This window comes from Thalassotalea sp. G20_0, assembly GCF_017744175.1.
Lineage (GTDB): Bacteria > Pseudomonadota > Gammaproteobacteria > Pseudomonadales > Endozoicomonadaceae > Endozoicomonas.
On record NZ_JAGHQV010000017.1, the window covers coordinates 15585 to 29653 of the forward strand.

Genomic DNA, 14069 nt, shown 5'->3' on the forward strand with positions numbered 1-14069 from the left:
GACAACTGGAAACTGATTATGGCCGGGGCAAAAGAGATACGGACGCAGATATCGTCCATTAAAAGTACACAGAAAATTACCAGCGCCATGGAAATGGTGGCTGCAAGCAAGATGCGTAAGGCCCAGGAGCGGATGGAAACCAGCCGCCCCTATGCTGAGCGTATTCGTCAGGTGGTAGGACACATCGCCAACGCGAATGCAGAGTACGAGCACAGCTTCATGGTTGAGCGTGAAGTCAAACGTGTTGGCTTTATTATCGTCTCTACTGACCGTGGTCTCTGCGGTGGCTTGAACATTAACCTGTTCAAGAAAACCGTAGAAAGCATGAAGTCGTGGACTGACCGGGGTGTCGGCATCGACCTCTGTCTGATTGGCAGTAAGGCTGCCGCCTTTTTCCGCAGCTATGGTGGTAACGTCGTGGCAGCCATGGCGCATATTGGGGACTCACCCAACATTGCTGACCTGATTGGCGGGGTCAAAGTAATGTTGGACCGCTACGATCAGGGGCAAATTGACCGTCTGTTTGTGGTGCATAACGACTTCGTAAACACCATGACCCAAACGCCGCAAGTGCAGCAACTGCTGCCATTGGTACCGGATGATGATGCGTCCCTGAAGAGACCCTGGGACTACCTGTATGAGCCTGATGCCAAAGAGCTGCTGGATGGTCTGCTGGTACGTTATATCGAGTCTCAGGTGTTCCAGGCGGTGGTTGAAAATAATGCCTGTGAACAGGCGGCTCGAATGGTGGCCATGAAGAGTGCCACCGATAACGCCGGAAACCTGATTGATGACCTGCAGTTGGTCTACAACAAGGCCCGTCAGGCTGCGATCACACAGGAATTGTCTGAAATTGTCAGCGGTGCTGCGGCTGTTTAAAATCGTGGCCGTTTAAAAGATTAAGGGGTGAGGAAAGACTATGAGTAGCGGTCGTATCGTACAAATTATCGGTGCCGTCATCGACGTCGAATTCCCACGGGACAGCGTGCCCAAAGTGTATGACGCACTGAATGTTGATGGCAAGGATCTGGTACTGGAAGTTCAGCAGCAGCTGGGTGACGGTGTCGTTCGTTCCATTGCCATGGGGTCTACCGAAGGGGTTGCCCGTGGTTTGAACGTTGCCAACACGGGAGCACCGATTCAGGTGCCAGTGGGTACCAAAACCCTGGGACGTATCATGGACGTTCTGGGTAATCCTATTGATGAAAAAGGCCCTATCGGTGAAGAAGAGAGAGCGGCCATTCACCGTAAGGCACCCAGTTACGCTGACCAGGCCGCCACCAACGAGCTGCTGGAAACCGGGATCAAGGTCATCGACCTGGTTTGCCCATTTGCCAAGGGTGGCAAGGTGGGTCTGTTCGGTGGTGCCGGTGTGGGTAAAACCGTCAACATGATGGAGCTGATCCGTAACATCGCCATCGAGCACTCCGGTTACTCGGTATTTGCCGGTGTCGGTGAGCGTACCCGGGAAGGTAACGACTTCTACCATGAAATGACCGACTCCAACGTTATCGACAAAGTATCGCTGGTGTACGGCCAGATGAACGAGCCACCCGGAAACCGTCTGCGTGTCGCCCTGACCGGTCTGACCATGGCGGAAAAATTCCGTGATGAAGGCCGTGACGTACTGCTGTTCATTGATAACATCTACCGTTACACCCTGGCGGGCACCGAAGTATCGGCACTGCTGGGCCGTATGCCTTCTGCGGTAGGTTACCAGCCAACCCTGGCGGAAGAGATGGGGGTACTGCAGGAGCGGATTACCTCCACCAAGACCGGTTCCATCACCTCTATCCAGGCGGTATACGTACCGGCGGATGACTTGACTGACCCATCCCCTGCTACGACATTCTCCCACCTGGATGCCACTGTGGTACTGAGCCGTGATATCGCCTCCAAGGGTATCTACCCGGCGATTGACCCTCTGGACTCCACTTCCCGCCAGCTGGACCCTCTGGTCATTGGCCAGGAGCACTACGAAGTGGCCCGTGGTGTGCAGACGGTACTGCAGCGCTACAAAGAGCTGAAAGACATCATCGCCATTCTGGGTATGGATGAACTGTCTGAAGAAGACAAGCAGACCGTATCCCGCGCCCGTAAGATTGAGCGATTCCTGTCTCAGCCCTTCTTCGTAGCGGAAGTGTTCACCGGCTCTCCGGGTAAATATGTGCCATTGAAAGACACCATTCGTGCCTTCAAGGGCATCCTGGAAGGTGAGTTTGATGCGCTGCCAGAACAGGCTTTCTATATGGTCGGTTCCATTGACGAAGCGGTTGAAAAAGCCAAGTCCATGTAAATAAGACCGCTGCCCGCTGCCCGCTGCCCGCTGCCCGAAAAGACAAGACAAAAGCTTTTACGGGCTGCGGGCGGCGGGCAGCGGGCAGCGGGCAACTCTAAGGAGATAGCACCCAATGGCATCAACCGTAGATTGTGACATCGTTAGTGCCGAGCAGGAGATCTTCAAAGGTCAGGTAGAGATGTTGATTGCTACCGGCTCCATGGGAGACCTGGGTATTACCCCCGGGCATACTCCGCTGCTGACCGAACTGAGACCCGGACCAATCCGACTCATTACCCAAAGTGGTGAAGAAGAAGTCTTCTACGTCTCCGGTGGCTTCCTGGAAGTCCAGCCAAACCAGGTCAAGATCCTTGCGGATACGGCACTGCGAGCTGACGACATGAATGAAGCGGCGGCCGAAGAAGCCAAGCGTCAGGCAGAAAAAGCCTTGGAACACCAGAGTGGTGAATTTGACTACTCCAGGGCGGCAACCCAACTGGCTGAAGCGGCTGCCCAGCTCAGAACCCTTCAGGCGGTTCGCAAGAAACTGGGCAAATAAGTTCAGTTCTTGTGCTGTCAAAGAACCCTGCTTTTGCAGGGTTTTTTTACAATGAAATCATATCTTGATTTTTATCTTATTAATCATTGAGTTAACAAATAAAGCTACTTTATGGAGACGAAAGTTTAATAGTAAATAGTATTTAGTGAGCGTACCCTAATATATCAAGGTATTTCTTATGGGCAAACCTATACCAAGCATTTGAATAATAATTTAATAGTGGATAATTACTTCAAATCAACCTGATTAATTTGTTGAAGTACTCAATAAATCAAGGAAGAATTAATTATGAATCCATCAGCTATCATACCTAAAAAAACATCCCCGCAAGTTACTTTTAGTCCTGAAGATGCTCGTAAGAAAGATGTCCAAAAGAAAAAATGGGCAGGATTGAAAGTAAGAAAAATGGCAGCAAACTCTTTTGAAAAACTGACGATTAAGCTCCAGATGAAGTTACCTCACAAAACTTTCTCTAATCTGTTTGGAAAATTAGCTGAATGCAAAACAAAGGTTATAAAAAACTGGTTAATCCGCAAATTTATCTGGATGCATAAAATTAATCTTCAAGAAGCTACTAAAAAGCGGGCTGAAGATTTTGAATCTTTCAATGACTTTTTTACTAGAAAGTTGGAAACGGATGCCAGACCCATTGCTTCAATGACAGAAGTTGCCTCACCTGTTGATGGAACAATTAGCCAGGCCGGGAAAATAGATTCAGGAGAACTTATCCAGGCCAAAGGGCATACATACAATATCAAAGATTTATTAGGTGGAGATCAGGAGCTTTCTGATGCTTTCCAAGGGGGGAGTTTTGCCAATATCTATTTATCACCTGGTGATTATCACCGTTTTCATATGCCCATATCCGGAAAACTGAAAAAGACAATCCATGTTCCGGGTAAGCTATATTCCGTTAGTCCCAAATCGGCAAAAAATATTGATAATTTGTTTGTCAAGAATGAGCGGTTAGTTTGTATTTTTGATACAGCCCAGGGCCCTATGGCAATGATTATGGTAGGGGCAATTAATGTATCCAGTATTGAAACCGTTTGGGAAAATGGAGTAATTGAGCCTCATCGAAAGGGTGGGAAGCGTGCGCACATTCATGAAAAGAGTTTTGATGATTTACCATTTCGTATTGGAGATGATCTGGGGGCGTTTCGTATTGGCTCAACCGTGATATGTCTTTTTGGAAAAGATAAGGTTGATTGGCAAGAGAGTTTAATCACAGGTAAGAAAATTAAAATGGGAGAGGCAATAGGCTCTCTTAGATAAGCATAGAAAACTGGTAAACATCGTTCTCAGTCATTGGTCAGGAGGTTTCGCTATGATACACCTGAATGAGAACGAAGCTGCTTCCGGGAAAAAAGCCCTGATCCCATGCATAAATGGCTGTTTGTTTTGACGTATGTGCACTCTGTGCCAGAAAAATCAGATTCTGGAACCTTCTTCTTATATTCGCTATAGTTCGCGCCTCCCATTATCAGATGCAAGACTTCTATGCCAGTAAATCAACCCTTATTACCATCCATGCAATACGATGCCGTTATTATTGGAGCGGGGGCTTCCGGGTTGATGTGTGCACTGACGGCAGGTGATCGCGGCCGAAAGGTGCTGGTCATTGACCATGCCAATAAGATTGGCAAGAAAATTCTGATTTCCGGCGGTGGCCGCTGCAACTACACCAATATGTACGCTGAACCGGCAAACTACCTTTCTAAAAATCCCCATTTCTGCAAATCGGCACTGGCCCGCTACACCCAGTGGGACTTTCAGGCGCTGGTGGATAAGCACCAGATTCCCTGGCATGAGAAAACCCTGGGGCAGCTGTTCTGCAACCAGCAATCCAGCGATATTGTTGAGATGCTGGTGGAGGAGTGCAGAAAGTCCGGTGTCACCATTCGCCTGAAGACAGCATTGCATCACGTTAAGCCATTGGATGATGCAGAAGGCTTTACGCTGGATACGACATTGGGAGAAATCCGCTGCACATCGTTAGTGGTGGCAACCGGTGGCTTGTCATTCCCCACCATGGGCGCTTCCGGTCTTGGCTATGAACTGGCCGAGCAGTTCGGTCATCATTTAATTGAAAGGATGCCAGGCCTGGTACCATTTACCATGGACAAACAGTGGCTGGCCCACTTTATTGAGTTATCCGGTGTAAGTGCCGATGTTATCGCCAGCTGCAATGGCCAGAGCTTTCGGGAGAATGTCCTCTTTACTCACCGAGGGCTGAGTGGGCCTGCCATATTGCAGATCTCCTCCTACTGGCGGCCCGGCAATAAAGTCTCCATCAACTGGCTACCGGGTATCGCCATAGAAGATTGGTTGAATGAACTCAGAGAAGCAAAACCCAGGGCTGAAATACGTTCAATACTCTCAGATAAATTAACCAAACGTCTGACAACCGCTCTATGCACTTATGGAGAACTGCAAAAATTGACAGACAGTGGTCGTAAACCCATGAACCAGTTTTCTGCAACTGAGCTGCAACGCCTGGCCGAAAGCCTGGAATCCTGGATATTTATGCCTGCGGGCACCGAAGGTTATAAAAAAGCCGAAGTCACTCTGGGCGGTGTTGCTACCAACAATATTTCATCGAAAACCTTCGAAAGCCAGAACCAGTCAGGGCTTTATTTTGTGGGTGAAGTACTGGATGTCACCGGCCACCTTGGCGGGTTCAACTTCCAGTGGGCCTGGGCTTCGGGATACTGTGCCGGGCTGTATGTATAAATTGTATAGACTTGCAGGATGCGGCGTTTAACTCAGTGCAGATCGAGTTTATCAATTCCAACTTCTAAACATGGACTGCGCCACCAGTTCCAACAGCTGAATTTTTGCGAAGCTTCCTTTTGTACTCCCTGCTGCGCTTGCTTACGCTCTGCAATATCGGGATCATTCCGGTAGCGATCCCTTTGGCGGTGATGAGAATTTATCGGGGTCATTATCAGAAGGCCAGGGAATATGTTCATCAAGAACTGATTGTGGTATTTCAGGAAGCACTGCGTCGACTGCATAGGAAAGTATTAGAGTTTCAATATCAAATTCATGCAATGAATGAAAAGAGTGAGGATTCTGTTGGTGTATGTCTTACTGAAGATGGTAAAAAGAGCAAGAAGTGTACAGGGGCTGAACAGACCTTACCTGATAGGTTGAGGGTTGTTCCCTGGTAGCAAATTGATATCTTTGCTCTATTAAATCTAATGAGCCGAAATAAATATCGGTAAAAGCAAGATTGCATGAAGGTGAGCTATTAAAAATATCCATTGAGTTGTTAAATTATTGAATTAAAGTTCAAGACTATTCTTTCTTCTAAAAGTTCCTCTCCAATGCAAACAATTCAATATGAAGATGACAAGTGCTTTCCGGGCACTTTGTAACCGTTTGAAAGGCGACGGGTATAGCTGGCTCTACACCAACCGACACCGGGATGGAATTGGAGGGCGTTTGGCGATCACATATTTTTTATTTTTTTCTTTTCTGTCGTGATGCATGGATGATGTCATTGACCTCATCTGCATCAGGTAGGCTGGGTGTCCAGGTTTTTTTTGACTTGGAACGGCAGGTCAGGTCATAACGGTCTGCGCAGGATACAGACATAATCTGGCTACATGGCCCTCCTTGCTATGAGTTGACAGATCTTGCTGATAATTAAAACTGAAAGGTGAATCAGAGGGACCTGTTTGTAAACAAGTCATAGGAGCCAATAGAGGAGAGAAGCTGTGGATGCCAGCCGTGCCCAGTCGGTAAATACGCCAGTTCCAAGTACCAGCGCTCAAACCAGGGAGCTGGAACCACCACCCGACGCCATTGTCCGGCGTCGATCTTGTCAACTATGCGGACAATTTATTGAGTCTCCTCCCTTTATGGTATCCCGTTGTTGCGAACACATGTACCACAATTGCTGTTCTCTCGCGACCAGGGATGTGCTTGGGTGCTCAGGCTGCCGGGCAACTTATGTCAATTTTTACCAGGATATGCAGTTTGCCGAAGAGGTAAAGAAATACGACTGGAGTCTTTTTCAATCAGCGACTCAAGTAGCTGCCGGTAAGCGTGCATCGACCGAGTCTGTCATTGATCTCACCAGTGAAGAAACAGGATCACTGGTGACGATTCCGGGTCCATCCGGGCTATCAGGGCCCCACACCCAGCAATATGTTGATGCCGGAAGAGTTTCCCAACGGGACACGTTCAAGAAAGCGCGATTGGAGACTCCGGAAGCGGTGTCATTCCGGGCTGATTATTCTGTCCAACCAGCCTTTCTCCCCTCAAATAACCTCGATCTGTACAGCATGACCGGTACTTTTGCACGTCTCTTTGCCGAGCCCTTTATGCTGGAAGAGATGGAAGCTCTGGCAATGCAGAGTGGGTATCATTTTGTGACACAGATGATGGACGCCGGTGTGGTGCCTGAATGGCAGGAAATATGCGATAGCAAAGGCCATCTTTGTGGCAAGCAGACGAACATTGACCAGCCTGATGAGACCAATGCGTTTTTTACCGCTATGCAGCATCACCTGGATCAGCTGGCACCGTCCCATCGGCTCTTTGTTACTTTCGTCTGTTCATTCCAGAATAAAATAACGGGTTTGCCACAACAGCTCTCACCTGTGTCACAAGTTTTTCGTCACCCATCTGACAATCGTCTGATATGGCTAACTACTACCGATGAGCCAATAGCGAAACATCCCCATGGTCGCCTGATTTTTGGGGTTTTTGCCAGCGGTACCCAGCTAGTGAAATACCTTCGGTTTCTTATTCTGACCAGTGAAGCTGACCAGGTTATGTTTGTCCGATCGACCAATGAAGGAGAATCGGATGCCGACGGTCTGGATAACATCAATATCAGGGAGTTTATTCAGCGTTTCCCCCCCAGGGATATGGGCGTCGGTGGACAGTCAAAAAATTACCGGGAAATTCTTCTGGCCGCTGCCCAGAGCCTTGGCATGCAACGTATCCAAAAAGAGGATGCAAGCAAGGTTGTGCTGCTGGATAAACTGATTGACGGCAAATTTCGCAACACTCAACTGACGGTCAAGGACCTGATGGCCCGTCTGAATGACCTTGATTATTTCCCGGAGCACGATGAAATCATCCGTTCCAGGCTGAAGCTTTCGCAAGGGTTCGGCAGGGAAGAGACCCAGGCAGAAAATATTCGTCTGCAACGGCAAGTGGCTGATTGCGTGAAAAAGATTCATGGGTCACTGGCAACAACAGGCTATATTCAGATCCAGCTGGAACCTTGGGCATTCGCTTTACCTAATGAAATTCTGGTGCTGGCCTGTGATGAGGACCAACTGTACCTGGTGAATATGAAAAGAAAATCGGTATCTGTCCAGTGTTCGTCCAGTATCGATGATATCACTGATTTCTGTCAGGTGTTTATGAGCGGCTGCCGTATCAGGGAGGCTTATATTACGCTTTTTCTGCCGAAGCAGGCCAAAAACGCCAGCGCTCCCAAGTGATTGCTGTGAGGCTGTCCGGGACAGGCTGCCCTGCGTGGCAGGTCACCCATTCCCGAACAGCCTCTCAGATACTCTTAAGAACCAATCACTTCAGCAGTTACACGACGGTTTTGCTGGCGGCCTTCGGCGGTATCGTTGCTGGCAACAGGATTGCTCTCACCCATACCCACCGCATCAATACGTCCTGCGTCGACACCGTGTGTGTCGATCAGCTGTTGACGGATGATGTCGGCACGACGAACAGACAGCTGTTCATTGTAAGTCGCTTTTCCCTGTGCGTCGGTATGGCCTTCAATACGGATGCGAACGTTCGGGTAGCGCTGCAGGAATTCACCCATTTTGGCGATCTGGTCAATGCCTTCTGGATTAATGGTTTCGGAGTCGAAGTCAAAATTTACCAGCAGGTCAATGGCTGTCATTGGCTCACAGCCCGTCTGGTCAACTGTAATGCCTGCGGCGGTATTCGGGCACAGGTCGTCCTTGTCCAGTACGCCGTCGTTATCTGCATCAAGAACCGGGGCAGGTTCAACCCTGGCAACCACTTCTTCCTGAACCGGCTCAACCATCGCAACGGGTTCTGCTGCCTTGGCGACGCTTCCGAAAGTCCAGGTCAGAGCGACATTAGCCATGGCTTCTGTCTGGGCGTAATCCAGAGTACGAACGGCACGTACATCACCACGGATGGCGAGGTTGGGAGTAAAGGCTTTGCGCAAACCAAAACCGGCATTCATACGAGTGTCGTCGTGTTTGCCATTCATCTCATAATCGGCTTCCAGTTCAGAAATACCGGCAACCAGGTAAGGGGTCAGAGAACCATCCCATGGGGTCAGGTCGTAGAATGCGTCCAGACGGAATTCTTTAAGATCTGCATCCGGGCCTGTCTTCTGCTCTGTGGAGTACTGAGAGTAGATGCCTTCAACACTGAAGCGGTCGTTCAGACGATAGCCAATACCGATTTCCGGTGCCAATGCGTTATCCAGGCCGCGATAGCTGTCCAGATCGTTCCAGGCACCACCGACAGTGAATGTCAGCCCTTTATCCACTGCCTGTGATGCCATTTCACTGGCAATTACCGAACTGCTGAGGGTTGCGCCGATAGCAATGGCAATCAATGAGCGTGCGAAACCTTGCACTTTCATAATGTCTTCTCTGTGTGTTGTGTGTGTCTTTAAGGGCGCATGCGCCAGAGGGGGGAGGAGATTACGTGATTTTTACGCTGGAATAAATACTTTGTCATTATGTGTTTGTACTTGCACCCATAAAGGCCACTCAAGTCATGGGTAGTCCCTGCCCATGGCTCGATAAGTCTGGGTGGCAAAACCGGTTTCCACGAGGTTTGCGGTGTTGATGCTGCAATACCCGGAAATCAGCGGTAATTTTCCCTATTTAAAGCCGGATCAGGCTGCTGTAGTTTGCGCAGTATCATGCCAATTTTACCCACAGAGATAACAACAGAATGACAGGCTACAACGGAATTAAATTGATCGCTGTCGATATGGATGGCACGTTTCTGAATGATAACAAAACGTATAACCGTGAACGTTTTCTGGAGCAGTTCAAGACCCTGAAAGCCAGGGGTATTCGATTTGTCGTGGCCAGTGGCAACCAGTATTACAAGTTGCGCTCCTATTTTGAGGATATTGATGCTGGTGATATTGTCTATGTTGCAGAAAATGGCGGTTATGTACACGACGGGCAGCGGGAGCTGTTTGTTGCGGATATTGCCACGGAAACTCTGGTCCGTGTCTACCCGTTTCTGGAAAGCCTGCAAGAGGTAACTGCCATTATCTGCGGCCGCAACAGTGCCTATGTTTTGCATACGGCTGATCCTGAAGAAGTAGCCAATGCCCGCAATCATTACCAGCGTCTTGAGCTGATACAGGGCTATCAGGATATCGACGACACAATTCTTAAAATTGCCATCAAAATGTCTCCAGCCAGACACGATAACGTATTGGCAGGGGCAAAAGAGACACTGGGGGATGTGCTGGTGTCAGTCACCAGTGGCCACGAGTGGATTGACCTGATCATTCCCGGTGTTCATAAGGCACATGGTATTCATCTGTTGCAGGAACAGTGGAACATTGCTGACCATGAAGTGGCTGCCTTTGGCGATAGTGGCAATGATCTGGAAATGCTGCAAAAGGCAGGTTTCAGTTTTGCCATGAATAATGCCAATGACACGGTCCGACAGGTTGCCCGTTATTTAGCTCCGGCCAATAATGAAGAGGGCGTTCTTGAAACCATCGACCATATTCTGAGCAGTCATTTGGTTAGTCAGGCAACTTAGCGCTTATCGGGTTCTTTAAGCGTGATATTGCCCTCTGTCTTGTTGATCCTGAGTTTTCTGAATAATCGGTTCAAGTCCCCATAAAGTGAATCATCATCCACTTCAACCATCTGGTTGCCATTGTAAGTGAAATATGGGGATGTACTCTCTTTCTTAACCGCTTTGATTTCACCCATTACTTTGTGCTTCGCAGGAGGTGGTGGCTTTTTATCTTCTTTTGGTGGACGTTGTTGGTGCAGGGAGCCGAGCGTCTTTATATTCATGTTCCTTTATCACCTTATCACCAACCTCTGAGTTACCTGTAGTTGCTTAGACTGCGATTGTCAGAAAAAGTTCTTGAATAACTATATTTTTCTGCCTTGGACGGGCTTCATAGTTATGCTTGATCATCTGGCATCTTATACTTTTTGCGGAACTAATGTCTCAAAAAAGGTACTAATTATCAGCAGTGGTGTGTTTTGTGAACTTCACAGGCTCCTTGAAAGCCTTAATGAAGCGATCAATACAGAACCAGCTTATTGCTTTAATTATCAACAAACTACAAGATAATAAATGACAAGGAGGTTAACAATGCCGCGACCTGTATCAGATGCATTTATGGGACACCTATCAAACGTTCCAACTGCCCTGAATCATTCTGGAGTAAGTGACGTTGTCACAGCACCTGTTGATAAAGGATTTATCGGTTATTTGGGTAACCAATTCGATCAGTACAATAGGCATTTGGCTGATTATTCTATCCAAATTGTGACTACGCCAACGACATTGCCAGTAAATAACAGTGAATTACCATGCAGTCCAACGTTATCAAATGCTGCTGGATATAAACCTGATTTGGCGGGTGAATTTGATGAAGCTTTACGCGCAGCCGATAAAAGCACACAGAATCTACTTGATCCAGATTATTATCTGGGAACACCTCTAATGCCGCTAGATGATAATAATCCCTGCCCAGGTCAGGATAACAGTGAAAATGGTTCAGGTTCTGCGAAAGATGCAGTGGATTTATCTTCTGTTAAAAAGACAATGCAGATGCCCACTGATCCACCGGAAGAAATGGATATTAATCCTAATGCAGTGGACAGCAAACCTGTCAGTCAAAACCCTTTGTGTACTCCTTTAAAGTCCACAAAAAACACTGTAGCCAAAGCTGAACGTGTTAAAGCTATGAGGTCACAGGTAGCAGGGATAATAACTAACAATCAGTACTATAGTATTCAGGATATTGCTGATATGGATATTAAAAAATTCAATAATATTATTGAAAGAGAAGCTGATCATTGGATTTGCCTGTTGGCAAAAGATATTAGAAGAAGGGGTAAAAATAAAATTGCCGCCCGAAACTGCAGAAAAAGAAAGTCAGATGAACAAACCAAATCTAAAACTGATAACCAATTGCTTCGTGATAAAAAACAATCGCTCATATCACAGAATGAAGAAATATCCAAAGAGCTAAAGCAGCTGAATAAAGATATTAAAGCTTCGCAAGAAAAATTAGTGGAAATTTATGGGAGCACTCCATACCTGAAAACTCTTTAGACTGGCAGGCTCCTGGTGTCCCGGTTTTTTATTGCATCAGGGCTGAGCACTCTGATGCGGTAGATAATCCTCTGGTGGTACGGTTTCGTGAAATAACTGAGTTTTTAGTCGCTGACAACGGGTCCAACACTTTTATAATGCACTGTCGACTTTCCTGTCCTGTTTTCCCAAAAGAGTGCTAATCTGCCGACTTATATTATCTATTAATCTCACTACTTTACCGATTGATTAGACAGGTAAAAAATGAAGTTTATTAACCGTTGTGTCATAACCCTGAAGCCAAAAACAGCGTTCATCGATTGGGTAACAAGCCTGGATGCCGAGCTGCCTCAGACGTGGGACTTTGAAGGTGGTGCTTATCTGTTTGACGAGCATGAATCTGAAGAGAGTCTGGTGGATGGTGTCAGTGAAGAAGCGCACGCCATTCTGGAGAATGAGTTCTCTGTGTGGACTGAGGATGAAGACAAGTGGCCCGGGCCGAGGGACTTTGCCACTCTGAAGCAGCTGTTTACCCTGCATATTGCGGTTGCCGGTTTTGATCTTGGCAAGGAGCCGCTGCTAAGGGCTGATGTTGCTGATCTGCTCTGAAGCCGGATACCGACTAGGAGGCTGTCCGAGAATAGCGCCCGTAGCGAGGATGGCAGAAAATTGAGGATAAAAAGTCGGAAATTTTTAGTGAATAGTGGTTCTATTTGCTAAAAATTTCCGACTTTTTAGACCAATTTTCTGCCACCGCAGTAGGGCAGACTATTCTCGGACAGCCTCCTAGCTCGGACAAGAAACAGAGGCCGATGAAAGCTCATTATTTTTTGTTTTATCCGATTCTTTTTTAAAGGCAATCGCTTGCCTGGCAGCAATTCTTGCTCGTACTCTATCACCGGTATTTTTGAAAACGTGATAATACGCCTTCTTGTAAACCTTCTGGTATGCCCTCTGGTAAGCCTTCCGTTTCTCGGTATGCTCATAAGCCCGTTGGGCAGCCTTCCCTTTTTCGGACTTACTGTAAGTCTTATTGCTAATCTTCTGGCCAGCCTTCCGCTTTTCGGACCGTTCGTAAGCCTTTCGGGCAGCCTTTCCTTTCTCGGACTGTGCATAAGCCTTCTGGGAAGCCTTCCGTTTTTCGGAACGTTTGCGAATTTGCCTACACTCCCGTCCTTTATCAGACTCACGGTAAGCTTTCTGGGAGGTCTCCCGTTTTTCGGACTGGGCATAAGCCTTATGGTACGTCTTATCATGAGATATGGTCAGAGATTCATCAGAGCCGGAAGTAGAAGCTTTAACATCCGACTCATTTACTGCAGTGTCTTTCAGAGTTGACGCAGGTGGAGTGTGACTAGTACTGATAGAACATAAGTGAGCGTTCGCTTCCACCCCCATGCTCCAAACCCGATCAACTGTTATTTCAGATTGAGCGGTAAGGATTTTAGTATTTTGGTCGGCTTGCCGGTATGCTCCGGGTCTATGTGATAAGTCTATCGGTTCGCCTTGTTCAGATTCTTGAGAATAAATAGCACTGGCTGGCACTTTTTTAAAATGAGCATCGCTGACCGGATTATTGAAACTTTCATCACATGGAACCAAAGTATCTAAATACCTGGCTGGTTCAGTTTGTTCAACCTGTAGTCCAAATGCTAAACCTCTTTGCTGCGGCCAGCCATACAAAACCAATCCATTGTTCGACATTACAGACTCGTACGCTTTGTGAAACTCCAAACACAGAAAGTGTGAGTTAAAATATGGATCAGTCATTGAATAATTGAATAATTGAATAATTGAATAATTGAATAATTGAATAATTGAATCAAAAGCTAGGACTGTTCTTTCTTGTAAAAGTTCCTCCATAACATGAACCGCCCAGGGTTTATGTCAACCCAACATAAATAAATGCAATAGATATTAGCAATGATGATGTAAAGCTTTTGGCAAGCCAGCGCACGG

Annotated in this window: 14 protein-coding genes; 10 read left to right on the forward strand and 4 right to left on the reverse strand. The window is 47.2% G+C overall.

Annotation, left to right across the window (positions count from 1 at the left end):
• Nucleotides 1–18: 18 nt before the first annotated feature.
• The 6 genes from atpG to J7438_RS12085 all read left to right on the forward strand — a co-directional run bounded on the left by atpG (nt 19) and on the right by J7438_RS12085 (nt 6010).
• The gene (gene atpG / locus J7438_RS12060; RefSeq protein WP_209276723.1) at nt 19–879 is read left to right on the forward strand and encodes a F0F1 ATP synthase subunit gamma; all 861 of its coding nucleotides are present in this window, start codon (nt 19–21) and stop codon (nt 877–879) included.
• A 40-nt stretch (nt 880–919) separates the two neighbouring features.
• A complete protein-coding gene (atpD, locus tag J7438_RS12065; RefSeq protein ID WP_209276724.1) occupies nt 920–2296 on the forward strand; it encodes a F0F1 ATP synthase subunit beta in 1377 nt (458 codons plus the stop codon).
• Nucleotides 2297–2411: 115 nt separating this feature from the next.
• Nucleotides 2412–2837, forward strand: coding sequence for a F0F1 ATP synthase subunit epsilon (locus J7438_RS12070; protein ID WP_101747440.1), 426 nt, complete (start codon nt 2412–2414; stop codon nt 2835–2837).
• Nucleotides 2838–3125: 288 nt separating this feature from the next.
• Nucleotides 3126–4112 (forward strand): archaetidylserine decarboxylase, encoded by a 987-nt coding sequence (asd, locus tag J7438_RS12075; protein WP_209276725.1) that lies wholly within the window; start codon nt 3126–3128, stop codon nt 4110–4112.
• A gap of 225 nt (nt 4113–4337) precedes the next feature.
• The gene (locus tag J7438_RS12080) at nt 4338–5570 is read left to right on the forward strand and encodes a BaiN/RdsA family NAD(P)/FAD-dependent oxidoreductase (protein ID WP_209276726.1); all 1233 of its coding nucleotides are present in this window, start codon (nt 4338–4340) and stop codon (nt 5568–5570) included.
• A gap of 119 nt (nt 5571–5689) precedes the next feature.
• A complete protein-coding gene (locus J7438_RS12085) occupies nt 5690–6010 on the forward strand; it encodes a hypothetical protein (RefSeq protein ID WP_209276727.1) in 321 nt (106 codons plus the stop codon).
• A 292-nt stretch (nt 6011–6302) separates the two neighbouring features.
• Here J7438_RS12085 and J7438_RS27695 read toward each other — a convergent pair whose 3' ends face one another.
• Complete coding sequence (locus J7438_RS27695; RefSeq protein WP_286196554.1) at nt 6303–6437, reverse strand: hypothetical protein; 135 nt, start codon at nt 6435–6437, stop codon at nt 6303–6305.
• A 122-nt stretch (nt 6438–6559) separates the two neighbouring features.
• Between J7438_RS27695 and J7438_RS12090 the strand changes: the two genes are divergently transcribed.
• Nucleotides 6560–8302 (forward strand): hypothetical protein, encoded by a 1743-nt coding sequence (locus J7438_RS12090; protein ID WP_209276728.1) that lies wholly within the window; start codon nt 6560–6562, stop codon nt 8300–8302.
• Between the two features lie 74 nt (nt 8303–8376).
• On the opposite strand, the gene J7438_RS12095 is transcribed toward J7438_RS12090, so the two are convergent.
• A complete protein-coding gene (locus tag J7438_RS12095; protein ID WP_209276729.1) occupies nt 8377–9441 on the reverse strand; it encodes an OmpA family protein in 1065 nt (354 codons plus the stop codon).
• A 317-nt stretch (nt 9442–9758) separates the two neighbouring features.
• Here J7438_RS12095 and J7438_RS12100 point away from each other — a divergent pair, with 317 nt between their 5' ends.
• Entirely contained in the window at nt 9759–10592 is an 834-nt protein-coding gene (locus tag J7438_RS12100) for a Cof-type HAD-IIB family hydrolase (protein ID WP_209276730.1), read from the forward strand.
• Here J7438_RS12100 and J7438_RS12105 read toward each other — a convergent pair.
• A complete protein-coding gene (locus J7438_RS12105; protein WP_209203533.1) occupies nt 10589–10855 on the reverse strand; it encodes a hypothetical protein in 267 nt (88 codons plus the stop codon). The genes J7438_RS12100 and J7438_RS12105 overlap by 4 nt on opposite strands.
• A 307-nt stretch (nt 10856–11162) precedes the next feature.
• On the opposite strand from J7438_RS12105, the gene J7438_RS12110 reads away from it, so the two are divergent.
• Both J7438_RS12110 and J7438_RS12115 read left to right on the forward strand, forming a co-directional pair.
• Nucleotides 11163–12131, forward strand: coding sequence for a hypothetical protein (locus tag J7438_RS12110; RefSeq protein WP_209276731.1), 969 nt, complete (start codon nt 11163–11165; stop codon nt 12129–12131).
• A 243-nt stretch (nt 12132–12374) separates the two neighbouring features.
• A complete protein-coding gene (locus J7438_RS12115) occupies nt 12375–12719 on the forward strand; it encodes a hypothetical protein (RefSeq protein WP_209203535.1) in 345 nt (114 codons plus the stop codon).
• 177 nt (nt 12720–12896) lie between these two features.
• On the opposite strand, the gene J7438_RS12120 is transcribed toward J7438_RS12115, so the two are convergent.
• Nucleotides 12897–13973, reverse strand: coding sequence for a hypothetical protein (locus J7438_RS12120; protein WP_209276732.1), 1077 nt, complete (start codon nt 13971–13973; stop codon nt 12897–12899).
• Between the last annotated feature and the right edge of the window lie 96 nt (nt 13974–14069).